This is a genomic window from Nitrosopumilus ureiphilus (assembly GCF_013407185.1).
GTDB classification, from domain to species: domain Archaea; phylum Thermoproteota; class Nitrososphaeria; order Nitrososphaerales; family Nitrosopumilaceae; genus Nitrosopumilus; species Nitrosopumilus ureiphilus.
The window spans coordinates 1,543,960-1,563,910 of sequence record NZ_CP026995.1; the positions used below are offsets into that span (position 1 = coordinate 1,543,960).

Genomic DNA, 19,951 nt, shown 5'->3' on the forward strand with positions numbered 1-19,951 from the left:
CCTAATGCATAAATTATCATAAGGAGGTAGAACTGAAATGCTTATGACACTTGTAATATTTCAATATTTTAGGATCATCTTTAATTATCATCATATTATAAAATAAAATTGATAGGAGTTTAAAAGCATTCCAATAACTTTCTGCCATTAGTTTGTAAAATAATCAAAAAGGTATCCAGGCCCACTGTGGTTTCAAATCCCTTTCTGATAATTCTCCAAAACAACCTTTCCGTTTGGCAGAGTACCAACGAATTTCCAACATTCTGAAATGAATTCTTCTACGTCTTCAGCAGATACTACTTTTTGACTTGGTTTGTTTTACCGATGTTCAGAGTCTGAAACATCTCTAGTACCTTACCAAGTTCTTCAGGTGTAGCCTTTTGAATAGTGTCTTGAATCTCTTCTTTTTGTTTTACCATTTGGATCTTCTTGGATTAGTTCCAGATCAAGCAGTTCTTCACAGCGCTTGAATGCATTACGCATTTCTGTAACAAGAACTTCTGGAAGAATTCCTTTGTTTGTTGTATATTTTGCCTCAATCGTTCCCTTGTGTCCCATAAAGAATGCACGAAAGTCATGTGCAATTTTTCCTTTTGATTCGGCAATAAGTAATTCCGTATCAAAGTAGGCTTATAGAACATATGTTCTCCAACTGAAACGAGGTTTGAATGTCTCTCTGACTTCTTTGCTTATCTGTCGTGTTGGCAAGAATGGTTTGTTGTTATTGTTCCCCCGATTCGTCTTGTATACATAATCAGGTGCAACAACAGGAGAATCATCGTTTAGTGGTTCGCCATGTTCAAGCCTGTCATTGAGATATGCAATCATCTTTTTGGTAGCAGATGATGTCGAGAATGTAAAGTACTGATGCCGTGTTTTTGATAGTTCACGGCTAACAACAATTTCGTTGGTTCATTTTTTGGTAAGCAAATCATTCTTCCTCCAAATACTCTTGTATCTTTTCAATCATCTTTGGATTCAAACTAACTTCTAATCCATATCCTGTAGGTTTTGATAAAATCAGATTCTCTTTGATCAAAGATTCTCCCATTTTGTCCACTTTTTTGGAACCCTGTTTTTCAGCATCTCTTTGTGTGAATCCTTTCTTGAGATTCTCAAATGATGTGTGACTGGCGCCCCAGTTTCCACGTCTGTAGAGTTTTCGTATGATTCTACCCTTGATTTCTTCGTCAGTTAGCATATGTTCACTTACAGTACCTTTGTTGGTTCACATTTAAATACGTTTAAAATCATAGTAATACCATGGAAGACCAATCACTACTCCTACAGTACATGGGGGACACCCCTAAACTCAGAATAATAGACTTCTTTCTGGAAAATAGAGAGAGTGACTATTCTAAAAAAGAGATTATAGAGTACACGGGTATTTCTAAAACTACGTTCTACAAGGTCTGGGATGGAATTTTAGAGTTTGAGTTTTTAAAAACTACAAGAAAATATGGCAAGGCGCAACTGTATGCACTAAATCCAGATAGTACACTTATCCAGAAGTTTAAAGATCTGGATAATGAACTTGGGAAGCAATCTATGAAAAAGGCACTAGAAGAACCAATTCCTGCTCACTGACATACTCCACTAGTTAAAGCATAGTGGGTTCTGCTTTTCATTCGATTCCGTCCTCATCTGTTGCCATCGGAGCGGGTTTTGCAGAAACCAGCGGTTGCCGAGTTCTATGGTCACAGTCGTCTGCTGCGTTGCCATTCTATGGGTATCAGTGCTCCCTTTGCACACATCTCTTTCTGCATGCAATCGAGATACACCATGTGGCTCAACATGATATGACTACACGTCAAATGCAGGTGTTCTCAACCTCCCTTTGGAAGTTTCAAGAGGTCCAGAGTGTTCAAGCGATTCCCTAAAGACCGAATCGGTGCGACATAGGAGATCTCCATACAGGACATTATTGGCAGTTGTATGGTTTTGATAGATTTAACAATATTGTTGTGCTTTGCTTTGTGGTGTGCTCGCTTTCATCCCAACCCTAAAGAGTTAGGGCTTTCCCGCTCGCATGAGTAAAACAGTAAAAGGACAATTCATTCATTGAGGTTAAATACAAAATTTGTAAAAGACGAATATGATGAATGCATGGAAGTGTTATCACTGCAATCTAGAATTCAAAGAAGAGATACACGTCAAGATACATCATCAAATTACAAAACATTCTGTTAGCCCAATTGAATTAGTTTGTGCCTAAAATCATTTGAATGTCTTCAAAATAAAAAAATATGAATATTGTAAGCGTTCCACTCGCATTGCTTTTATATTAGAATATACCATAGTATACTAGAGTATACCATGGAGCAAAGTACAATCAAGCTTTCTAAAAAGATAAAAAATGATCTAAAAAAGCAGATGAATCATCCAGGTGAAACCTACGAGACAGTAATTGCAAGATTACTAAAAAATGCACAAGAAGACGATGTATTAAGTCCTGCAATCATCAAAAATATTGAGGAAGGAGTAGCAGACATCAAGGCAGGGCGTGTGTATACATCTGAACAAGTGAAAAAGAGACTAGGTCTAAAATGATATGACATGGAAAGTCATGTGGTCTGAAAAGTCTGTAAAGCAGCTTGAAAGGACAGACAAGAAAACTGCCCAACGCATATTTAATGCAGTTTTGGATTGTGCCGATGAACCATTCAAAAGTGTAACAAGATTGACAAATTCACCATTTTACAGATTAAGAATAGGAAGTTACAGAGTCATTTTGGATTTACAGCAAAGCAGAATGATAATTTTTGTAGTAGAAACAGATCATAGAGGAAAAATTTACAAAAAATAAGAATTATTAGATTATCGTCCAACCGCGCTGTTTGAGAACCTTTGCTGTCTGAGAAATGACACATGCTGGCTTATCTGACGGTGAACTAACAAGATCCAGATCCTGCCTGCATTCTATTTCTGCAAGAGGAATATTCTGCAAGTGTTGTTTTCTTGGTTTGTCGATAACTGTGTATACCACGATGTCTATGTTATGGTTTCCGTCTATTATGTCAAGAAGAAAGTTGCCAGTATTTGTTTCGGATATCCTTAGTTCAGACTCGAACATACCGTTTGTGTCAGTGGTTTCTTTTGTAACAACTTTGTTAAAGTTGTTATTCCAGTACATTGTCACTGAATCGTCAGGAGCAAAACCCGACCCGCTAAGCGTGACGGTAGTAAAAGGAGTTACCTTCAGCAGGTTCGACTCTGTTTGAGGCCGATCCGCTTTGGTCATAACCTCGAACGGCTCAACGGTCTGAACCGCATCGGTCGTCAAGAGATTCATGCTGACGATCATGACATCGCTTAACTTTCCAAAATCATCCAAAGACACATCAAAAACTATGCTGTCGTCCTGCGGTATTCCCTCTTCGGATACGTCCAATCTTACATGCGTGAATACCTCTGCATGTAAAAGATCCTTTGTTTCCTCCGTTATTGTGTCCATCAAGGTTCCTGACACGGTTCCAGTCTCTTCATCAAACGGATAGATTCCGTCTACGTCTATCTGGACTATCTTGTCTACGCCTGCGTGGTCGTTGATCAACATTCCTGTTTCTTCGTTGTTGTCGTTGTCAAAGTAGACAGAATATCTTGCACTGACCTCTTCGTCCCTAGGCAGAAATCCATTCAAAAATATCTTCGAGCTCAGCTCGTTTCTGTTCTCTGTTTCAACAAACAAGAACTTTGTAGCAAATGCATCAACGTATCCAAATCCCGATGCTGTTTCTCCGGTGGTGGGATCTACAGGTTCTGCCGAAACGAGGACGGTTGCCAGGGCTGTTGTGGGAGGAGGCACCAAACCCATCTGATCAATTGTCAATTCTACTATTGGACTCAGATTGAGAAAATTCTGTCTGATTGTCTCACATTGGTCCTCTGTGAGTGAAGTTCCTGTGGGAGTTCCATCAGGCCTTTCCCTGTCAGGATACATGAGGTTATTTGGATCACTTGAGTCAGGATCTCTATGGCTCAATCCTAGACCGTGACCTATCTCATGTGCCCACGTTCGGCCATCTCCATTAATTCCATCTTGTTCTCGGATTATGGAAATTTCCTTTCCAACATCTGTAAAGCCGTTTGACTCTCCGCCTCCAGATCCAATGACGCTGTGTGCCAAGAATATCTTGTATCCTCCATGTTCTATTTCAGGATTAGCGGCATCTACCATCTCGCGGTTTGTGGTTCCGTCTGATATGATCTCGTTGTCTGCATCGTGGTTGAATCCATCTGGAAATGAATCGGGTCTGTTTATGACGGGAGTAAGGGATATGTTGCCACACTGTGCTAGTATGTCGTTAATCTCTTTTACCATGTCATTTATCTGCTCATCTGTCTGGCCATTGCCAGGCATCACATTGATTGCCAGTTTGGCTTCAAGATACACATGTCCGTATGCAGATGATACTGTCGAAGTAGACAATATGGCAATGATCCAAATCGCCAGAATAGCTCTGTAATCCAATTCATACCTTAGTGAATGATAGAAAATAAGTATTTCTCAAGATATGAGCATAATTGTAATTGTTTTTAATTCATTGTAGCATACCATAGAGGAGAATGAAATGAGCAAAGCCTGCAGGAAAATCCACTAACACTTAACCTATGCAATTGCAAGATAAGGTGATTGTAGTTGATGATGAATGCGACATGGCAGAAAGATTCTCCATCTATCTGGAGTTCATCATGAAGGGATGCAGGCATACGGGAAGATACGATTCGAGACAGTTGTTTACGAGTATTTTTGATTCTTAAAGGATATCAGAGTTGTGAAACGTAGAAGATTTGGCAAAATAACTTAATTTCACTAAACCCACCCTATACTACGGTAAAGGAGAAATTAATGCTGTTCCGGACGTGGTTGGAGACAATCTAATGGTGGTTATTGGTTCTAACCCATCATGTTGAATTATTACATTTTCTTCGATTCCATTAATTGTCACTACAAATTTTTCTGATAATAATTCGTCCCAGACATAAATTCCAATTACCTCTGGTCTATCAAAAGAAAATGTCATTGTCTTTGTATCTTCAAGATATTCAAAGTCAGAAATTATGGCTAAAGAGATAAAGTCAACTATCCATTTTTTATCCCCTTGTTTAATCCATTGAGGTTGGAATTTTTCCTGGTCTTTTTCAGGAATCACTATTTGTTTGTCCATGTTGTATTTTGAAATTTCTTCTTTTAATTGTACAAGGCAAAGATCTCGGCTTTGTTCATTTTCTATCATTTGACATGATTTTGATGATTTTTCAAAATCATGATTATTGTGAAATGCTAAACTTATCCCTATATTTCTACTACACATTTGAAAATCAAAATTGTTCAAGATTGATTCTAAACACATATTGGAAAGATTTTCTTTTGTTTCCCCAAATTCAGTTAATCTATTGTCAGTGTACTCCATCATTGCTCCAGAAGCACATGCATAATATTGGAAATAAGACATTTGATGACACTGATCAATTGCTAATTCTAAATCTACAGGATAGTAATTTACTAATCCGTGACCTACCCCGTGCATACAATCAAGGTAATTTGATGTTCCTATCAGATCGTTGCAAATCAATGTTAGATTATCAGGGATTGGTTCATTCTTATCTTTGAGATTGTGAAAAAATGCCCCCATAACTCCATGATAATATCCTCCTCTACATAATGAACCGTTAAAATCAAAATTTTGAGAAATTTTTGAAGTTTTATCAAAAATCGCATGTCCTATCACATGAGATATAAAATGACAGTCATCGATAACACCAATTTTGGAAAGACTCAATGCCAACTCCAAAGGATCGTCATTATTTGCATCACGATCTACTAAAGAATCAAAGAAATTCCCATAACACAGAAGTCGAATAGTTCCATCATCTACAAAACAACTCTCAATTTCTGTCATGTATTGTCGCGTCAGTTTTTCAGATATTGTAATTGGTATAGTATCTTCGTCATCTAAAATCCCATCATTATCATCATCAGTGTCTTTGAAAGAACCCAAACCATCAAAGTCAAAATCAGCCCAATCTAGTGGATCCGTGTCGAATTGATCAAGTAGATCAGATACCCCATCATTATCATCATCAGTATCGCATTCATCCCCTAGTTTATCAAAGTCAAAGTCGGTCTGTTCCAGATTTGAGTTTACAGGACAATTATCAATAGAATCCATTACACCATCTTTGTCAGAATCTGCAAAAGAAACTATTTCAGACCATGTCAAAAAAGATACACTCAAACTAATTCCTAATAAAACAAGCAAAAGTCTCATTTTTTTATTAATAAAATATGTTGCCATTTGAGATTCTCCAATTTATTATTTCAGATATTTTAACTCTCCGGACAAATTATTTTATGTTTAAATGGAATAACTAGAATTTGGTAATTTCACTTTTTCAATGGATGGCAACACCGCATTCAAAAAGTTTAGAATTTAACATATTCAAATAAAGTGGAACTCAAAAAAGAACCATCATGAGACCAAATCCCATTCGATTTGAATCTTTTAAAGAGATTTGAAGTATTAGTTCAACGCCCTATTCCATAGGAAGGATAATCAGTCTGGCTTCCAAATATGGTTCAATTTACTTTAAGAATCACTTAATATTTTAAATTCGTTGGAACTCTTGAAATTTTTCCTTATATTTTCTATAGCGAGACTGTACTCTTAATTGCATTTTACAGCACGGGCAAAATAATCCATCCCATATAATGAAAATTCCACATGTATTACACCGTTTTCTGCCCTTATGATATCTTCTAATTCCAACAGGTGCTAAATTCTTGTATCTGTGACAAATTCCATTACAACTCATGATGTCTAGTCGTAAGTGTTCTCCCATGCCATTTTATAAGAATAAATGACAAACGAATCTTTTTTGTTATTTGAGACAGAGTTGCCCCACTCATTTTGTGTGTGACCATAATTTTCTTCAATACTTGGTTCTTCCCAATCAAATTTCACTTTTACAGGTTTCACATTAAAACAAATTAGCAAATAAGAAATAAACAGATGGTTTGCACTGCAATGCAGCAACGTGTGAGTGTTTGGATTGAAATACAGGCGTGTTGTTTTTGTAATTTTTTACACTTTGGTTAAGAAATAGAATTATCCTAACTATGTCAAAACAAGTATTTCATGTTACAGGTGCTCTAGTTATAATAATCCAAGTCTAACATGTTCTATATCTATTCAGTTTAGTAGGATGCAGGAGTTGCAGAACCCGAAATGTGTTCAATGTCTTGGTCTTTAGAAATCTCTTCAATGAGATCAATATTCATACGTCCTACCGCTGTTAAGCCTTGAATACTTGTCTGTGTTGGAAATCCATATTTCCCTCTCATTTGTTCTTGTTTCTTCATTGGGTCAACTCCTGATTTGTAGTCGATATATAATTCCACTCTAGGATCTACATCAGGTAATTTTCTCTCCAAATACATGATCTTCATCATCAGATTGACATCAACATTTGTAATCAATTGACCAATTGAAGACAAAAATTCATTATACTGATTCTCTACCTGGGACATGGCACAATTTATTCTAAAATATATTTATAGAATTGGATTGCACTGCATTGCATTAATTTGATTTTGTTTTGTGCAAAACGTATATGTTTTTAATTATTTTTTTGGTGTATTGATGGTGCGGGTATGTTGATGAGTTTGGAAATCTGTGCCATTCATCAATGTTCTCGTTTTGAAATTATATCTGATTAAAAGATAAGATTACTTTAAAATTTCCATTCTGATATCTCAAATCAACTCCATTAATTTTGCATTGGTAATAATACGATTTTTTACCGTCAGTTGTAATTTGAACTGTAATTTTCAACAGATTGTATTTTTGGAATTTATGTAACCTGCGATAAATTGCACTTAATTCTGCATCTAATTCATTACTTATTTGAACCGCATTTTTAGGTTCTGTCTGAATGGAGTCTATGATTTTTCTTGAGCATTGATCAGAGATTAGTTTTAGAATGCTTTCTTCTTCTGCATGAGGATTGTATTGTAACAATTCTAAAAAAAATAACCCTGTACTGATTAAAACAACATGTCTGCACTGCAATGCTCTTTTAGAAGATTATTTTTTATGTTATACATCAATGTTAAACATCGGATTTTACAAATGATTAAAGAAATTTTTGTAACATTTTTTTCCAAATATTGATTATTTTTTGAATATTTTATAAATTTTAATGCAAATCATTACAATAATTTTGATTTTCATTTTTCGAAAACGTCTCTGAGTTTAAACCCATAATTCACCAATTGGTCTTATGGCTCAGATGCCCGCATTAATCCCAAAAGAAGTTGAGATTCAGAGACTAAAGAAACTTTGGCTCATCATTATTGCTATGGGATCCACTGCAGCATCAGTCGAAGTAGACAACTTCGTTGATGGTTCTCTACATCAGACTTCTATCAGAGATAGTGCTTTCACACCAGCACACTGGTGGTTGTATTCCCACTTCATCACATTACCACTTGGATGGGGAGCAGCAGCAATCTATGATAGAAAAGTTCCAGTTCTTAGAGGCCCAAATAATTCAATGAACACTGGATTGAAGATGACCATTCTTGGTTACCTTGCAACTATGTTTACAATTGGGGTCAATGAGATGTGGCACTTCTGGTTTGTAGAAGAAATATTTGCGGTTCCAAACCACTGGATGTTTAACATGGGCGTAGTAGTTGCATTTATTGGTGCACTTGCATACGTAGTCAGAGTATATGCTAGACTCGTAGAATTAGGTGCAGAAACTCCAGGAGAGAACCCATATGTTGCAGAGATGTACAAGATGGCCTTAGAAGGCAAATTGTACAGCAGATCAATTCCATAGACAAATTGTGCAAAAGCACATTTTTTCTATTTTTTAAAAATCAAATTTCGTTTACTTGATTTCATATGTGACTTATTTTCATCAGTGGTATTACACCATAATTTTATTAGATTAAATATTCTCAAAGATGGTGGAAGCTGGTTCACACCATAAAAATGATGATAGTTTTCAACAAATTTAGTGGATTGTCTACCGACCAACAAGCCTGACTTCAAAGGAATGGCAATCACACCGGCTTCCTTTAGTTAAGTGTTCAAATTAATACATAAAAATAAAACATTGATTGACATTCTCTGAAACTCACTCATTCTTTTAGACATAGGAACTCTTTTTTCTAACTTTGTGTTTATACTAATCGTGTTTGACAAATTCAAAAAGCACAATAAAGAGACAGATGAGATACCTGAAAATGAAAACGAAGAAGAGATTAAAGACTCTAAAAAATATGAGATCACTGAAAACAAAACAGAAACAGATATTGATGAACAGTTTACTGGATCAGGAGAATTTGAACCATCTGAATCTGTAGACACTTTCTCATCATCTGGCACTTCAAGTGAAATTGGAATCGGCGAACTGATGGATAAACGTGCCAAACTCGAAGAGGCAATAGATTATGTCGGATTAATGATTAAAAATCTCAAAGACAAGAGAACTAATTTAGAAAAAGATATCGAAGAAGAATCAGTAGACATCAAAAATCTAAAAGAAAAACTCCAGAAAGTAAGTGAATACATAGACGAAGAAAACAGAGGAATCAAGGATCTTGCTAATAAGAGACAACAAGTAGAAAACGAGGCTGACGAAGTAGGCGCTCTAATCAATAGTTTTAGAAATAGATTATCCGGAATTGGTAGGATTATTGATGGTGAAGGAAATAAAATCAAACAAGTTAAGGAATCTAGAGAATCTTAGAACCTAATTTTTTCAGAAAGTAGTTTGAATAGAAATTAATTAATTCACAATATAATTTAGAGTAATAAGAGAATCATGAAGAGCTCTAATCGTTTGCCCTATTCTTCATCAAGAATTGTCCAAGACAATCCCATTAGTTGTTCCCAAGATTCAGATGTGTAATCATTTGACATGACATACATTTACAAAATTTACTTAAAATACTAATGAACAAATCGTTCATACAAATCATCAGTATTTCCTAAATATTAAAATGACATACTAGATTCAATTGGAACTCGCACCAAGTACCTAATAGGTTTTGGTCTTAAGTTCCAATTTTAATTGTCTAATTTCAGTTCCTTCAAAGGGATTTACAGTTTTAGTTTGACACCCCAAAATAATCTATAATTTTGGAATGATGTTGTGGATTAATCATACTCATTTTCCTATCCATGTATGCGATGTGATTCTGTTTCTCTAGTTCGTTTGAACAGTTAATTTTCAATCTAGACATATTGATTTCTGGATTTATGACATCCTAGGTTTTTTGGTCCCATGCGGTATTTTTTGTCATCATGATCGTCATTTCTCTTTTTGGTAGTTGTTTAGCTGCAAGTGCTTAAAACATTTGTCTTGCCAGACGAAACGGCGCGTATTTTCATCTGAGAGTTTAGAAAAGATTAGTTAAAATGAACCAAATTCAAACAAATACTATGAAGGCCAAATTCAACGGCAAATGCGTAGAGTGTGGAGAATCAATCAAAGTAGGCAAGGAAATATTGAAAAATTCTGAAGATAAATGGGTTCACAAAGCATGTTCAGATTTGGAAGAAGAACTACCATAAGTAACTAGAACAAATTAGTGAAAAAATTTTTAAATAACTTTGGAAAACATGCAATCAAATGAATTTAAAATCCAAAGTATTTTTGATGGCATCAATTCTGGCATCATTATCCATTGGGATAATTCCAGTAGAGGTTTCTGCACAAACCAATGAAATTACAGTTACACCAATTAATGAGGAGGTTAGTTTGAAAAAAACAGTAACTACAATGAATGTACCTCAAGACAACAAGCTTCCTTGGGGTTTTGTAAAGGGTGCACCATCTGAATACGTTGAAAGATATCCTGTGATCATTCAGTTTTACAGTGGTGAAGATCCAGTTCACTTTGCACAAGTGGATGTAAAGGGGGATGGCTCATATGAATACAAATTCAGAGTAAGAAATTTTGATCCAAACACAGGGGAATTTGTAAATATCTTTGAGGGAGACTATACAGTGAAAATCTTCAGAGTTATTCCAAATACCAATGATTTGGTTTAAAATCAACAAGGCGTCCCAATTTCTCTTTGTTTTGCAAAAGCTGAAACATGCTACTCAAATTCATCTAAAAGTTATTCTCTCATAGTTTTCATCTATTAATTTTCCATCATTATCAAAAACTTCTTGAACTTTGGAGATTGGTAGTCGTGATTGAATTGCAGGTGCACCCATCTCTGCAGATATTTGTCGCAGATGATTTCCTGCAAGAATTCCACCAAAAGGGCCTACAGAACATGAGACAATAGCTGAAGGCTTGAAGAAATATTCTTCTAAAAAACAATCCAATGTATTTTTTAATGCAGATGACACACTGTGATTATATTCAGGAGTAATCAGGGCATACCCATCTGCATCTTTGATAATTTTTTGAAGTTCTTGTAATTTTTCAGATAGAGAGTCCATTTCTTTGTACGTTTTATCAAGTAATGGAAGTTGCTAACTCCATAGGATCTGCCAAAAAAACTTGATGGCCTCTGTTTTGTAGTTTTTCAACTATCCATTTTGCAACTTTAATTCCATGTCTTTCAGATCTAACAGAGCCAGCAATAACTGCAATTTTTGCCAATAAGCACAGAGCAAGAAAACAGAACAAAAGATTTTTTCAAAATACTCTACCCAAAATAAATTCACAGAATTCATATATTGAGTAGATAGTTGAAGAGACAGAAAATGAGCAAGAACTTTTGGCACGACATAGAATCAGGAAATGACATTCCTGAAATTATTAATGTCATAGTTGAAATTCCAAAAGGTTCAATGAACAAATATGAATATGACAAAAAACACAACATGATAAAATTAGACAGAGTTCTTTTCTCACCCTTTCACTATCCAGGTGATTATGGACTTGTACCGCAATCTCTATCTGATGATGGGGATCCTCTTGATGCACTTGTTTTAGTAACAAACTCAACATATCCGGGAATTCTAATTGAGGCAAGGCCAATAGGATTGCTTCAAATGAAAGATGATGGTAAATTAGATGACAAAATAATTTGTGTTGCAACAAATGATCCTAGATATTTACACACTACGGATATTTCAGATATTGAAGACCACTACCGCTCAGAAATAGCCCATTTTTTCCAAGTGTACAAAGACTTGGAAGGAAAAAAAGTAGAAATATTGGGTTGGAAATCTGCCAAAGAAGCAAAAATTGTAATTGTTGAATCAATAAAGAGATACAAAGATACTTTGAAAAAATATTAACATGTCAAAAAAATGCGAACATTTCTCTGAAGAGAAAGATGTTTCTCCAAAAACAAAAAGTTGTGAAGAATGTGAAAAGGAACACTTGCCAGTTGTTGCAATTAGAATGTGTTTGACATGTGGTCATGTTGGATGCTGTGATTCATCAATTGGAAAACATGCCACTAAACACTTTGAGGAAACTGGACACCCAGTTATGAAAGCAATTCCTAATGACATTTGGAAGTGGTGTTATATTCATGAAGAGTATTATTGATTTTTTAGTATGATTAGTTCATTGTCCGTAGTTGTCTTTCAGTATCTCGAATAAAATCCTCATATTTCATAATCTGCGTAGTTATTCGAAATGCATTCATTTGGTCCTCGTTAGCTTTTGAGCCTAAGAGAGGCTTTCGAAGTGCCATCAGTCTCTGCTGTTCTTCTGTTGCCTTTAGAATATCATTTCTAAGATCTTCTCTTGTTGCCACATATCTCATACGTGAATTTGAGATTTAAGAATTTCAGCACATATTGATTTTTTAATAGTTACAAAAAGATATTTTTGATGACGGAGCATCAACTTGGAAAATGGGATCTATCAGAATTGGCAAAAGATCCAAAAAGTCCCGCATTTCAAAAACAGATTCAGGAATTAGAAAAACAGTCTAAAAAGTTTGAAAAAATAAAATCCAAATTAGATCCCAAAATACCATCTGAGAAATTTATGAATATTTTACATCAGGTAGAAGAAATCTCTGAGAAGATGAGCATGATTGGAGGGTACGCATCTTTGTCATATTCCTCAGACACACAATCAGATGAGGCAACATCACTTATGACAAAAATGTCAAAATTAGGTTCTGAGATATCAAACAAGATATTATTTTTTGATTTGTGGTGGAAAACACAAGTTGATGATAAAAATGCAAAAAGGCTTATGAAAAATGCCGGAGAGGTTACAGAATATCTCTCTCACAAGAGACTATTTGCAAAATATGCTCTCAGTGAACCCGAAGAGAGAATAATCAACACCCTAGATGTAACTGGAGTATCTGCACTTGTAAAACTCTATGACAAGATAACAAACGCGTACGAGTATAAAATGAAGATAGGAAATAAAACAAAAAAGATGACAAGAGAAGAACTTACAAATTATGTTCGAAGCACAAATTCAAAAGTTCGTGAAACTGCCTACAAAACAATTCTTACAAAATATACTGAAAACAAGGGGGTAATTGGAGAAATATACCAAAATATTGTTCTCAATTGGAGAGATGAGGGTATCGAGATTAGAGGATACAAATCCCCAATATCTATGAGAAACATTGGAAACGATGTAGATGATAAAACTATAGAGTCTCTTCTTTCAGTGTGTAGAAAAAATTCCCCAGTATTTCAAAAATTCTTTATTCAAAAAGCAAAGATGCTGAAAATGAAAAAATTGAGAAGATATGATTTGTACGCACCAGCAGCAGCAAACATCAAAGAAAAAAATTATTCATACAACAATTCTGTAAAACTAGTTTTTGAGTCTCTAGGAAAATTCAGTGAAACATTAGAAGAATTTGCAAGAAAAGTATTCAATGAGAATCACATTGATTCATCAGTAAGACAAGGAAAAAGAGACGGAGCATTTTGCAGTACTCTTACTCCAAAAATCACACCATATGTTCTAGTAAACTTTACAGGAAAGTCAAGGGATGTCTTTACTTTAGCTCATGAATTAGGCCATGCAGTTCACAGTCAAGCTGCGCAAGACAGATCAATTCTTGTTCAAGATGCCCCATTGCCCCTAGCAGAGACTGCATCCACATTTTCAGAATTGCTCCTATATGATAATTTGTCAGACAAAATTTCAGATAACGAGAAAAAGATCATGTTGTCTGAAAAAATAGATGATCTTTATGCAACAATTCTCAGACAATCATTTTTTACAATTTTTGAAGTAGATGCTCATGAGCAGATTGGAAAAGGAACTACTGTTGATGAAATTTCAAAGACATATCTGAAAAATCTCAAAGAGCAATTTGGAAATTCAGTGAATCTTTCAGAAGACTTTGCAATAGAGTGGAGTTGTATTCCACACTTTTATCATACACCGTTTTACTGCTATGCATATTCTTTTGGAAATTTACTTGCATTGTCTCTATTTCAAAGATACAAGAAGGAAGGAGAGGACTTTGTTCCATCATATATTGAAATTCTTGCTGCAGGTGGTTCTAAGAAACCAGAGAAACTCCTCTTAGAGCATGGCTTTGATATAAGATCTCCAAAGTTTTGGCAAGAAGGATTTGATTATGTTAGGGAACAAGTTAGAACATTATCATCATTAAATTAGATTTTAAATTAATGGGGCCGGCAGTCCAACGCATGGACTGCCGGCTTGTTCCCCGAACGGTTTGAATTCGATGTCATCCTACAAAAAATGACAATCTGATTTAAATGTTTGAAGTTATTTTAGGCCCAATTTTTTGGTTTAATTTTCCTAATAGTGCCAGCAAGAATGCCAATAGTAAATCCTAATTGATAAAGAAAATACAAAAGAACTTCAAATGTACTAGGAGTAAGATCTGTGAATCTACTCAAACCAGTCAGTAGAAGTAAAAGAACGCTGGAAAATAAAACAAAAATTTTTGCCACTCCACTAAGATTTGTAAATTTCAAAAGAACAAATGTCATCACAGTAACAGAAATTGCCAAGATGGTAAGAAATCCAGTATTCATTCCAAAAATCAAAAATAGTGATGAAGCAATCTCACCAGTACTTGCTGCAGGTAAATTGAAGAGATCAATTTTTTCAGGAGATGCAAATCTAGGAACACTCAAAATGGCATTTGCTAAAAACAAAAAAAACAGTGTTACAGATACTGTCTTTAGATGGTTTTGAAGACGTGGGAATCGTACAAGAATAGAGCGTCCAAGAATTATTCCTTGAATAAGACCAATGCCAAAAACTGCCAATATTGCAATTAGTTGTGTTATAGGATCATTGAATGTCTCAATAAGAAAAGGAATTAGTGCCATTACCAGTTAGATTATTGTAATAATGAGAATATTATCTAACGGATATACTATTTTCGTGAACTTACCAATGACTAAAGTCAATTGGCTTCTTCCTGCTTCAACGACCGAGTTTCTGATCTCCACAGGCGTGCATTCCTACGGTTCCCGCAGTAGTATGTCTGAACACAATCCATTTTCGGCTTTACGTAACAAATGGTGCATGTTCATATTATTGATACGACCGTATTTGCCTAACTCTAACATGTTATTAATTACACATGTATTGGATTTGAATATTTGATTGTGTTTTGTTTTGAGTTGTGGTGTGTTCGCTTTCCCAACCCTAAAGGGTGTGGGTTTTTCCGCACGCATCTGTAAAAATCATCTAATTATGATGTTTTAGTGTGCAAAATAGGAGTAAATTTTATAATTTCCTTACTATTTGGAACACCATGCAAAAATTAATTTTTTTATTTGTTTTAGTTGCATTAATTGGAATTTCAGCAAATTATGCATATTCACAAGAAATGAGTCTTGCAACTTTTCAAGAATCAGCTCAAATAGTTGTAGACAATAGCATATCCCAAAATGTAACGGCGTCAATAACATTGCAAAGTACAAGTATTCAAGAGATTAAAATTCCAGCAGAATTAGAACAAGAAATAAGAGAAGATAAGAGAATAAAGGCAATAATTTTGACTAATCAAGATCAATGCGTTCTAGGAGTAGTAGATCAATCATGCATTATGATAAATGTTGCAAGAAATCCAGAAGATAAAGGAATCATAGCAATTCAAGGATCTACAAAAGAGATTGCGCAATTATACATAGAGGATATTAATCGAGTATTTGATACAGATGCAAAATTTCATTCAATTTTCATTCATACTGATGATGAATCAAATAGAGCATTTGAAACTTCAGGAATTATTTCTGGAAAGGGCATGATTTCAGCAGTATACACTATGACTCAAGAAGATACCAATTCAATGTATGAAAAAATTTCAGCAATTTTAATTCCAAAAGTAATTAGAGATTCAGGAGGATTTTATGAGGCTGCAAAGAATCTATCATCTCACGAAAATGCAAAGATGACATTTTCTTTAATTCCACTTGAATCAAAATCACTTTTGCAGTTAAGATTATCAGTAAATTATCCAAATACGGCATCAAAGATTTCGGAAATTAGCCCACTAGAATTTCTAAAAGTAGAGAACCTAAATAGATCAGACTATTTTTCATCTGGGTTTTATCCTCTAAATTCCATAATTCAGGTAGTAGTTTTATCTCCTGAAAATACCAAAGTTTCAGATGTTAGAGGAAACATCATCCCAACACAAATAATTGATAATGAAAATATTCCAACAGACATTACAGAGAAAGGATGGGTTTTTGATCCACAAGAAGGACAAAGGATTCAAGGAAAATATATTTTTGGCAAAGATACAACAGTTAACAAAAAAGAATTAGAGTTTTCACTTGGCGGCAAACAATTACAAACCAAGGAACCAGAAAAAACAGAATTCGATGAATCAATCATTGTTGTAATCATCATCGCCAGTGTTGCAATTGCTGCTGCAATGTTCTATCTTAAAGGCTATAGAAAATAATTACAACAAGAGAACAGCTGCTGCAAATACAGTAGTCCATTTTCCATCTTTATCACCTTTTGTGGACTGGGTGATATTTTTTGTATGATAAATTTTACCTGAAATAGACCACTGTTGTCTTTTTTCATCCCAGTTTTTGTCAACATCAAATGGAATTCCTAAGGAAGATGCCAACATTTGGGCTGCAATGTCTTCAGCATAATCACCAGCTTGAGTCTCATTTTGACCAAAAGATTCGTATTCAGAGAGATACCCATATCTGCTATTATCCTTTGGTAGTGCAATACCTACAGAAGCTGCACACATCCTATATGGCTCTCGAGTCTGATTCTTTGAATAAATTGTAAATAATATCTGCCCAGGGCTAATTTGCTTGAGACCTTCTTTTCTTGAAATCAATTTTGCTTTAGGTGGAAATATACTTGAAATCAGTACAAGGTTGGTTCCAGCAATTCCTGCATCCCTTAATGCATATTCAAAACTTGTTAGTCTATCTTCATGTACTCCTTTTCCTTTTGTAAGAAATAATTTTTTAGCAACTAAATCAAGCATTTCTGAATTCATGAAAGATAGTTATTATTTATACTTTAATTGAGACAGAAAATTTTTAAAATCAATATAAAAAATTCCCAAACTCTTTGTCTAATCGCCTTTTCTTTTCTTCTTTCTTTTATCAGGGGATTTTTGGATTTGCGTCAAAAAGATGAATGTAAAAAATGCCCCTAAACCAACATTGATGACGCCCATAAAAGTAAGCATCATGGTCATTGAAGGAGGTGCAACAGACAATCCAATTATAATTCCCATCACTCCGGTGGCATAAAACAGCATCATCAAAACCTTAACCCTTGTTGGTTCAATGTATCTCATAAGAGGTATCAAAATACGACATTATTATAAACTGATGTTCTGTCGGGTTATCAAGACCCATAAATAATACAGGTGAGAATAATAGTTGTTGAGAGCCACAAAGTCAATCAAACAAAAAATCCCACATAACAATGATCTTGATTCCATGATGAGTGTATTCACAAAGATGATAAACCAATCAATAAAGATTGGATTAAAAAACAACTGCTCGACTTTGAAACGATTATCAACACTGGCATACTATGACTTGGATTCGCAAGGACTGGTTACATCCTACAAACTAAACGCAGTGTCTCAGGCATGCGGAATTTTATCAAGACGTGAACTACCACTCGCTAAAGCTCGTGGCTTTCTGCTTCCTTGACCTCATCGAGATCTCTACAAGCGTTACTTCCCGCAATTCCTACAGTAGTTTTTGATTGAATATGTTCAATCCTTTTTGCAAAATGTTAATGCTTGCATTGTAATCCCTGTCTATGACCAAATTGCATTTGTCACATTTGTGAATTCTTGTAGCTAATCTCTTTGGAACCATGCTGCCACACCTTGAACAATTTATGGTTGTATTTCTTGCCGGAACTTTGACTGGCATTATTGGATGGCATTCCAGTTGTCTTTGTTGACCCAAAACGCACAAGCAAGTTGTGTCCAATATGCGGAAACAGAATCCAAGAGTACAGGCAAAACAGACGTAAGTTATTGTGCACTGATTGTGGCAAGAGTATGGACAGGGATGTAGTTGCATCCATGAATATTGCTCACAAGGCGTGGTCTAGGTTTAACATGCTAGAGATGATACAGGTGAAGCGAAGCATTCTGCTTTTGAGGAATCAATGTCGGAATCCAGCTATGATGATGTGGTAATCCGAATAGTCGATGTATCAAAGTCAGGGTCTCGATAATCCGACAGAACCTAGAATAGTTTATCGAACAATCTTGGTAACATTTTAAACCTGAAAAATTTCATTTTACTTTGTGCCAATGTAGCTCAGCCTGGTTAGAGCAGCTGATTTGTAATCAGCAGGTCGTGGGTTCGGATCCCGTCATTGGCTCCACCTTTTGTGTTTAAAGCCCATAACTTACGTAGATATTTCATGAATACAAAACAGGTTCAGAGAAATGAGATTGTAATTCATGATTTTACAAAGAAAGTAACCAGAAACTTTCTAGCCAAACTATTTGATGAGAGATTTCAAGCAAAAAAGAGTACAAAATATGAATGTGGGAGATAAAAAATATCAAAGAACAGAATATCTATTTGATTTCAAGATAGTTCAGAAGTTTGTTCGGAAATACAATATTGAACTTCCAATTGATAGTGTAATTTTAAGTGGTGGAGATGGTAGAAGTGGTGGAGATGGTAGAAGTGGTGAAACTAGATGATCACATAGACCACGAATACCACTTGAAATTAATGAAAAGTTATTCAATTTTAGGTGTAAAAGGAGAAGAAAGTGAGCAGTTCATGTAATGGTACATGTACACAATTAGGAAAGGAGTATTTTGGAATTCCAAAGTATTATCTAGGATACAAATATTGCACAATGTGTGGATACTCAATAATATGTGAAGTTATTTCGTGTCCATGTTGTAATAGCATACTAAGAAAAAAACCCCAGACACAAAACAAAATTTCATGTTTAAAACCTAGAGCATACATCTGAATGTATTGAGCAACAATTCTGAGATAAATTCTAATCATTCGAATCTACTAATAGCTCAGAAACGGTATCAACAAAAAAATGCTTATGATATTGTTACAAGACAACATGTATTAGAAGAGATAATCTTTAATCTAAAATCAGAAAACATCTCTGTTACTCCAAAGATAGTATTGGAGAAAATGAAAGAGAAAGGATAAAGATAGATCAACACTGTATAGAGATAGATTATCTATTAACCAACGAAACAGTTTCTTGAGAGATTCGTCTGAATCAAATTATTCAAACTACATTGAAATAATGTGGGAGGATATTGAATTAGTGAAACAAGGTTCACAAGAGATGTTTCTTACTGCAAAAAGTGATTCTATCAAAAACAATGTAGGAAAACTAATTTTAGAAACAGTAAGAACCAAAATCGAGCTACTCAGCAGTAAAGCATTGGATATTTCTGTGGAATTACTAGGAAAGAAATTACGTCAATTTCGTGATGAGAATCAAGACCTTAAACAACAACTTGGAAAATATCACGATTCAGAATAAGATTTA

At 34.9% G+C, this 19,951-nt stretch carries 32 protein-coding genes and 1 tRNA gene; 18 read left to right on the forward strand and 15 right to left on the reverse strand.

The features are described from left to right. Positions 1-366: 366 nt before the first annotated feature. The 3 genes from C5F50_RS09130 to C5F50_RS09140 all read right to left on the reverse strand — a co-directional run bounded on the left by C5F50_RS09130 (position 367) and on the right by C5F50_RS09140 (position 1,201). Positions 367-558 (reverse strand): hypothetical protein, encoded by a 192-nt coding sequence (locus C5F50_RS09130; RefSeq protein ID WP_179371049.1) that lies wholly within the window; start codon positions 556-558, stop codon positions 367-369. 72 nt (positions 559-630) lie between these two features. Next, the gene (locus C5F50_RS09135; RefSeq protein WP_179371050.1) at positions 631-828 is read right to left on the reverse strand and encodes a hypothetical protein; all 198 of its coding nucleotides are present in this window, start codon (positions 826-828) and stop codon (positions 631-633) included. 103 nt (positions 829-931) lie between these two features. After that, a complete protein-coding gene (locus C5F50_RS09140) occupies positions 932-1,201 on the reverse strand; it encodes a hypothetical protein (RefSeq protein ID WP_179371051.1) in 270 nt (89 codons plus the stop codon). 62 nt (positions 1,202-1,263) lie between these two features. Between C5F50_RS09140 and C5F50_RS09145 the strand changes: the two genes are divergently transcribed. The 3 genes from C5F50_RS09145 to C5F50_RS09155 all read left to right on the forward strand — a co-directional run bounded on the left by C5F50_RS09145 (position 1,264) and on the right by C5F50_RS09155 (position 2,806). Then, the gene (locus C5F50_RS09145; protein WP_179371052.1) at positions 1,264-1,587 is read left to right on the forward strand and encodes a hypothetical protein; all 324 of its coding nucleotides are present in this window, start codon (positions 1,264-1,266) and stop codon (positions 1,585-1,587) included. A 729-nt stretch (positions 1,588-2,316) separates the two neighbouring features. Continuing rightward, complete coding sequence (locus C5F50_RS09150) at positions 2,317-2,550, forward strand: hypothetical protein (RefSeq protein WP_179371053.1); 234 nt, start codon at positions 2,317-2,319, stop codon at positions 2,548-2,550. Between the two features lie 16 nt (positions 2,551-2,566). Next, complete coding sequence (locus tag C5F50_RS09155; RefSeq protein ID WP_179371054.1) at positions 2,567-2,806, forward strand: type II toxin-antitoxin system RelE family toxin; 240 nt, start codon at positions 2,567-2,569, stop codon at positions 2,804-2,806. 6 nt (positions 2,807-2,812) lie between these two features. Here the strand turns inward: C5F50_RS09155 and C5F50_RS09160 are convergent, their stop codons facing one another. The 5 genes from C5F50_RS09160 to C5F50_RS09180 form a co-directional block, all read right to left on the reverse strand. Next, the gene (locus C5F50_RS09160) at positions 2,813-4,471 is read right to left on the reverse strand and encodes a zinc metalloprotease (protein WP_179371055.1); all 1,659 of its coding nucleotides are present in this window, start codon (positions 4,469-4,471) and stop codon (positions 2,813-2,815) included. A gap of 358 nt (positions 4,472-4,829) precedes the next feature. After that, the gene (locus C5F50_RS09165; RefSeq protein ID WP_179371056.1) at positions 4,830-6,299 is read right to left on the reverse strand and encodes a thrombospondin type 3 repeat-containing protein; all 1,470 of its coding nucleotides are present in this window, start codon (positions 6,297-6,299) and stop codon (positions 4,830-4,832) included. Positions 6,300-6,821: 522 nt separating this feature from the next. Further along, a complete protein-coding gene (locus C5F50_RS09170; RefSeq protein WP_179371057.1) occupies positions 6,822-6,980 on the reverse strand; it encodes a hypothetical protein in 159 nt (52 codons plus the stop codon). 218 nt (positions 6,981-7,198) lie between these two features. Continuing rightward, entirely contained in the window at positions 7,199-7,531 is a 333-nt protein-coding gene (locus C5F50_RS09175) for a hypothetical protein (RefSeq protein ID WP_179371058.1), read from the reverse strand. Between the two features lie 175 nt (positions 7,532-7,706). After that, positions 7,707-8,021: a helix-turn-helix domain-containing protein gene (locus tag C5F50_RS09180; protein ID WP_179371059.1), complete on the reverse strand. Its 315-nt coding sequence runs from the start codon at positions 8,019-8,021 to the stop codon at positions 7,707-7,709. Between the two features lie 262 nt (positions 8,022-8,283). On the opposite strand from C5F50_RS09180, the gene C5F50_RS09185 reads away from it, so the two are divergent. The 4 genes from C5F50_RS09185 (at position 8,284) to C5F50_RS09200 (ending at position 11,070) form a co-directional block, all read left to right on the forward strand. Then, a complete protein-coding gene (locus C5F50_RS09185; protein ID WP_179371060.1) occupies positions 8,284-8,847 on the forward strand; it encodes a methane monooxygenase/ammonia monooxygenase subunit C in 564 nt (187 codons plus the stop codon). 477 nt (positions 8,848-9,324) lie between these two features. Next, on the forward strand, positions 9,325-9,762 hold the full coding sequence (locus C5F50_RS09190; protein ID WP_425340054.1) for a transcriptional regulator: 438 nt from the start codon (positions 9,325-9,327) through the stop codon (positions 9,760-9,762). A gap of 671 nt (positions 9,763-10,433) precedes the next feature. Then, on the forward strand, positions 10,434-10,589 hold the full coding sequence (locus C5F50_RS09195) for a hypothetical protein (RefSeq protein ID WP_179370583.1): 156 nt from the start codon (positions 10,434-10,436) through the stop codon (positions 10,587-10,589). 58 nt (positions 10,590-10,647) lie between these two features. Beyond that, positions 10,648-11,070, forward strand: coding sequence for a hypothetical protein (locus C5F50_RS09200; protein ID WP_179371062.1), 423 nt, complete (start codon positions 10,648-10,650; stop codon positions 11,068-11,070). Positions 11,071-11,130: 60 nt separating this feature from the next. Here C5F50_RS09200 and C5F50_RS09205 read toward each other — a convergent pair whose 3' ends face one another. After that, positions 11,131-11,472 carry an NADPH-dependent FMN reductase gene (locus tag C5F50_RS09205; protein ID WP_179371063.1) on the reverse strand — a complete coding sequence of 114 codons (342 nt, stop codon included), beginning with the start codon at positions 11,470-11,472 and terminating at the stop codon, positions 11,131-11,133. A gap of 16 nt (positions 11,473-11,488) precedes the next feature. Next, positions 11,489-11,635, reverse strand: coding sequence for an NADPH-dependent FMN reductase (locus tag C5F50_RS09210; protein WP_179371064.1), 147 nt, complete (start codon positions 11,633-11,635; stop codon positions 11,489-11,491). A 104-nt stretch (positions 11,636-11,739) separates the two neighbouring features. Between C5F50_RS09210 and C5F50_RS09215 the strand changes: the two genes are divergently transcribed. Beyond that, positions 11,740-12,279 (forward strand): inorganic diphosphatase, encoded by a 540-nt coding sequence (locus tag C5F50_RS09215; RefSeq protein WP_179371065.1) that lies wholly within the window; start codon positions 11,740-11,742, stop codon positions 12,277-12,279. A gap of 1 nt (position 12,280) precedes the next feature. Continuing rightward, positions 12,281-12,535: a UBP-type zinc finger domain-containing protein gene (locus C5F50_RS09220; protein WP_179371066.1), complete on the forward strand. Its 255-nt coding sequence runs from the start codon at positions 12,281-12,283 to the stop codon at positions 12,533-12,535. 13 nt (positions 12,536-12,548) lie between these two features. On the opposite strand, the gene C5F50_RS09225 is transcribed toward C5F50_RS09220, so the two are convergent. Next, positions 12,549-12,746, reverse strand: coding sequence for a hypothetical protein (locus C5F50_RS09225; protein WP_179371067.1), 198 nt, complete (start codon positions 12,744-12,746; stop codon positions 12,549-12,551). Positions 12,747-12,823: 77 nt separating this feature from the next. Here C5F50_RS09225 and C5F50_RS09230 point away from each other — a divergent pair, with 77 nt between their 5' ends. Next, positions 12,824-14,596, forward strand: a complete 1,773-nt coding sequence (locus C5F50_RS09230) for a M3 family oligoendopeptidase (protein ID WP_179371068.1) — start codon at positions 12,824-12,826, stop codon at positions 14,594-14,596. A gap of 119 nt (positions 14,597-14,715) precedes the next feature. On the opposite strand, the gene C5F50_RS09235 is transcribed toward C5F50_RS09230, so the two are convergent. Next, positions 14,716-15,282, reverse strand: a complete 567-nt coding sequence (locus C5F50_RS09235; protein ID WP_179371069.1) for a hypothetical protein — start codon at positions 15,280-15,282, stop codon at positions 14,716-14,718. Between the two features lie 431 nt (positions 15,283-15,713). Here C5F50_RS09235 and C5F50_RS09240 point away from each other — a divergent pair, with 431 nt between their 5' ends. Next, complete coding sequence (locus C5F50_RS09240) at positions 15,714-16,871, forward strand: hypothetical protein (protein ID WP_179371070.1); 1,158 nt, start codon at positions 15,714-15,716, stop codon at positions 16,869-16,871. Here C5F50_RS09240 and C5F50_RS09245 read toward each other — a convergent pair whose 3' ends face one another. After that, on the reverse strand, positions 16,872-17,423 hold the full coding sequence (locus C5F50_RS09245) for a pyruvoyl-dependent arginine decarboxylase (protein WP_179371071.1): 552 nt from the start codon (positions 17,421-17,423) through the stop codon (positions 16,872-16,874). It abuts the gene before it with no gap. A gap of 90 nt (positions 17,424-17,513) precedes the next feature. Beyond that, positions 17,514-17,741 carry a hypothetical protein gene (locus C5F50_RS09250; RefSeq protein WP_179371072.1) on the reverse strand — a complete coding sequence of 76 codons (228 nt, stop codon included), beginning with the start codon at positions 17,739-17,741 and terminating at the stop codon, positions 17,514-17,516. Positions 17,742-17,826: 85 nt separating this feature from the next. Here C5F50_RS09250 and C5F50_RS09255 point away from each other — a divergent pair, with 85 nt between their 5' ends. Then, positions 17,827-18,105, forward strand: coding sequence for a hypothetical protein (locus tag C5F50_RS09255; RefSeq protein ID WP_179371073.1), 279 nt, complete (start codon positions 17,827-17,829; stop codon positions 18,103-18,105). A 39-nt stretch (positions 18,106-18,144) separates the two neighbouring features. Here the strand turns inward: C5F50_RS09255 and C5F50_RS13400 are convergent, their stop codons facing one another. Beyond that, complete coding sequence (locus C5F50_RS13400) at positions 18,145-18,333, reverse strand: zinc ribbon domain-containing protein (protein ID WP_280924489.1); 189 nt, start codon at positions 18,331-18,333, stop codon at positions 18,145-18,147. 2 nt (positions 18,334-18,335) lie between these two features. On the opposite strand from C5F50_RS13400, the gene C5F50_RS13405 reads away from it, so the two are divergent. From C5F50_RS13405 to C5F50_RS09285, 6 genes are all read left to right on the forward strand, one after another. Continuing rightward, entirely contained in the window at positions 18,336-18,605 is a 270-nt protein-coding gene (locus C5F50_RS13405) for a zinc ribbon domain-containing protein (RefSeq protein ID WP_425340041.1), read from the forward strand. 113 nt (positions 18,606-18,718) lie between these two features. Then, positions 18,719-18,796 (forward strand) — tRNA-Thr (locus tag C5F50_RS09265). A gap of 39 nt (positions 18,797-18,835) precedes the next feature. Beyond that, the gene (locus C5F50_RS09270) at positions 18,836-18,973 is read left to right on the forward strand and encodes a hypothetical protein (RefSeq protein WP_179371075.1); all 138 of its coding nucleotides are present in this window, start codon (positions 18,836-18,838) and stop codon (positions 18,971-18,973) included. Next, complete coding sequence (locus C5F50_RS09275) at positions 18,963-19,124, forward strand: hypothetical protein (protein WP_179371076.1); 162 nt, start codon at positions 18,963-18,965, stop codon at positions 19,122-19,124. The genes C5F50_RS09270 and C5F50_RS09275 overlap by 11 nt, the downstream gene beginning before the upstream one ends. Before the next feature lie 286 nt (positions 19,125-19,410). Then, complete coding sequence (locus C5F50_RS09280; protein ID WP_179371077.1) at positions 19,411-19,602, forward strand: hypothetical protein; 192 nt, start codon at positions 19,411-19,413, stop codon at positions 19,600-19,602. Positions 19,603-19,657: 55 nt separating this feature from the next. Then, complete coding sequence (locus tag C5F50_RS09285) at positions 19,658-19,945, forward strand: hypothetical protein (protein ID WP_179371078.1); 288 nt, start codon at positions 19,658-19,660, stop codon at positions 19,943-19,945. Positions 19,946-19,951 lie beyond the last annotated feature (6 nt).

Bases quoted from the DNA above. Each gene is read 5' to 3' on its own strand.
- C5F50_RS09215 (WP_179371065.1), top strand. From the start codon at position 11,740: ATGAGCAAGAACTTTTGGCACGACATAGAATCAGGAAATGACATTCCT.
- C5F50_RS09220 (WP_179371066.1), top strand. From the start codon at position 12,281: ATGTCAAAAAAATGCGAACATTTCTCTGAAGAGAAAGATGTTTCTCCA.
- C5F50_RS09165 (WP_179371056.1), bottom strand. From the start codon at position 6,299: ATGGCAACATATTTTATTAATAAAAAAATGAGACTTTTGCTTGTTTTA.
- C5F50_RS09175 (WP_179371058.1), bottom strand. From the start codon at position 7,531: ATGTCCCAGGTAGAGAATCAGTATAATGAATTTTTGTCTTCAATTGGT.
- C5F50_RS09205 (WP_179371063.1), bottom strand. From the start codon at position 11,472: ATGGACTCTCTATCTGAAAAATTACAAGAACTTCAAAAAATTATCAAA.
- C5F50_RS09140 (WP_179371051.1), bottom strand. From the start codon at position 1,201: ATGCTAACTGACGAAGAAATCAAGGGTAGAATCATACGAAAACTCTAC.
- C5F50_RS09185 (WP_179371060.1), top strand. From the start codon at position 8,284: ATGGCTCAGATGCCCGCATTAATCCCAAAAGAAGTTGAGATTCAGAGA.
- C5F50_RS09150 (WP_179371053.1), top strand. From the start codon at position 2,317: ATGGAGCAAAGTACAATCAAGCTTTCTAAAAAGATAAAAAATGATCTA.
- C5F50_RS09135 (WP_179371050.1), bottom strand. From the start codon at position 828: ATGATTGCATATCTCAATGACAGGCTTGAACATGGCGAACCACTAAAC.
- C5F50_RS09270 (WP_179371075.1), top strand. From the start codon at position 18,836: ATGAATACAAAACAGGTTCAGAGAAATGAGATTGTAATTCATGATTTT.
- C5F50_RS09230 (WP_179371068.1), top strand. From the start codon at position 12,824: ATGACGGAGCATCAACTTGGAAAATGGGATCTATCAGAATTGGCAAAA.
- C5F50_RS09240 (WP_179371070.1), top strand. From the start codon at position 15,714: ATGCAAAAATTAATTTTTTTATTTGTTTTAGTTGCATTAATTGGAATT.
- C5F50_RS09195 (WP_179370583.1), top strand. From the start codon at position 10,434: ATGAACCAAATTCAAACAAATACTATGAAGGCCAAATTCAACGGCAAA.
- C5F50_RS13400 (WP_280924489.1), bottom strand. From the start codon at position 18,333: ATGCCAGTCAAAGTTCCGGCAAGAAATACAACCATAAATTGTTCAAGG.
- C5F50_RS09245 (WP_179371071.1), bottom strand. From the start codon at position 17,423: ATGCTTGATTTAGTTGCTAAAAAATTATTTCTTACAAAAGGAAAAGGA.
- C5F50_RS09155 (WP_179371054.1), top strand. From the start codon at position 2,567: ATGTGGTCTGAAAAGTCTGTAAAGCAGCTTGAAAGGACAGACAAGAAA.
- C5F50_RS09130 (WP_179371049.1), bottom strand. From the start codon at position 558: ATGGGACACAAGGGAACGATTGAGGCAAAATATACAACAAACAAAGGA.
- C5F50_RS09250 (WP_179371072.1), bottom strand. From the start codon at position 17,741: ATGAGATACATTGAACCAACAAGGGTTAAGGTTTTGATGATGCTGTTT.
- C5F50_RS09235 (WP_179371069.1), bottom strand. From the start codon at position 15,282: ATGGCACTAATTCCTTTTCTTATTGAGACATTCAATGATCCTATAACA.
- C5F50_RS09145 (WP_179371052.1), top strand. From the start codon at position 1,264: ATGGAAGACCAATCACTACTCCTACAGTACATGGGGGACACCCCTAAA.
- C5F50_RS09200 (WP_179371062.1), top strand. From the start codon at position 10,648: ATGAATTTAAAATCCAAAGTATTTTTGATGGCATCAATTCTGGCATCA.